Annotated in this window: 2 protein-coding genes; both read right to left on the bottom strand. The window is 69.0% G+C overall.

Annotated features, from left to right (window positions below; translation table 11 throughout):
* Nucleotides 1-229 (bottom strand): hypothetical protein (locus ACIRS4_RS39260; RefSeq protein ID WP_404205227.1); only part of this gene is annotated, 229 nt, incomplete at its 3' end.
* Between the two features lie 46 nt (nt 230-275).
* The gene (locus ACIRS4_RS39265; protein ID WP_404205229.1) at nt 276-971 is read right to left on the bottom strand and encodes a GTP-binding protein; all 696 of its coding nucleotides are present in this window, start codon (nt 969-971) and stop codon (nt 276-278) included.
* Nucleotides 972-1,028: the final 57 nt, after the last annotated feature.

Genomic DNA, 1,028 nt, shown 5'->3' on the forward strand with positions numbered 1-1,028 from the left:
AGCGCAGCTGGGTGCCGCGCACGTCGAAACCGAGCATGGAGACGAACACCGGCATCGCGACCCCGACGCCGCCGATCGACACCGCCGCCACGAAAAGCCATACGATCCGGAACTTCTGGGTCACCGACTTGGTGGACTGCCGAATGCACGCCAGCCCGCAGGCCGCACCCGCGAACGACACGATCACCGCCAGCGCGAGCACCCAGTAGCCCATCGAGAAGTAGATCATCCAGACACCTCTGTCCTTCGTAAGCCCGAACCCGGATGGGCGAACGTCAGCCGTGCTGCGCGGTTTCGCGCTGCGCCACCGTCAGCCGTTCGATCGCGTATTCGGTGACAGCGGCCAGCGACCGCCGCACCTCGACCGGGTCACGCGCGTCGATGTCCACGATCGGCACGCCCTCGCGGACGCTGAGTGCCTCGCGCAGTTCGGCGACCGGGAAGCGTGGCGCGTCCGGGAAGCGGTTGACCGCGATCAGGAACGGCAGCGACTTGGCCTCGAAGAAGTCCACGGCCGCGAAGCTGTCCTCGATGCGGCGGGTGTCGACCAGCACGACCGCGCCGATGGCGCCCTTGATCAGGTCGTCCCACATGAACCAGAACCGCCGCTGCCCGGGCGTGCCGAACAGGTACAGCACCAGGTTGCCGGGCAGGATGATGCGCCCGAAATCCATGGCCACGGTGGTGGTTTCCTTGCCGGGCGTGGCGGCGAGGTCGTCGACCCCGTCCGAGTAGCCGGTCACCATGGCCTCGGTGCGCAGCGGCACGATCTCGGAGACCGCGCCGACGAAGGTGGTCTTGCCCGCGCCGAATCCGCCCGCCACGACGATCTTGGTCGACGCGGTGCGCGACTCCTCGCCCGGCCGCGGCGGGTACTGCAGCCCCGGGTTCGGGAACTGCCCGGTCGTGTACGCCGGCCCCCCGTGCGGGCCGGCGGGGTAGCCTCCGCCGTTATAGGGCGCGGAGTCCATGCAGGGTCCTCTCCATCAGGGAGCGGCGCTCGTCGAAGGTCGCCTGATCGCTCAAAG

This window comes from Streptomyces sp. NPDC101166 (assembly GCF_044768125.1).
In the GTDB taxonomy this organism is placed as follows: domain Bacteria; phylum Actinomycetota; class Actinomycetes; order Streptomycetales; family Streptomycetaceae; genus Streptomyces.

Bases quoted from the DNA above. Each gene is read 5' to 3' on its own strand.
- ACIRS4_RS39265 (WP_404205229.1), bottom strand. From the start codon at position 971: ATGGACTCCGCGCCCTATAACGGCGGAGGCTACCCCGCCGGCCCGCAC.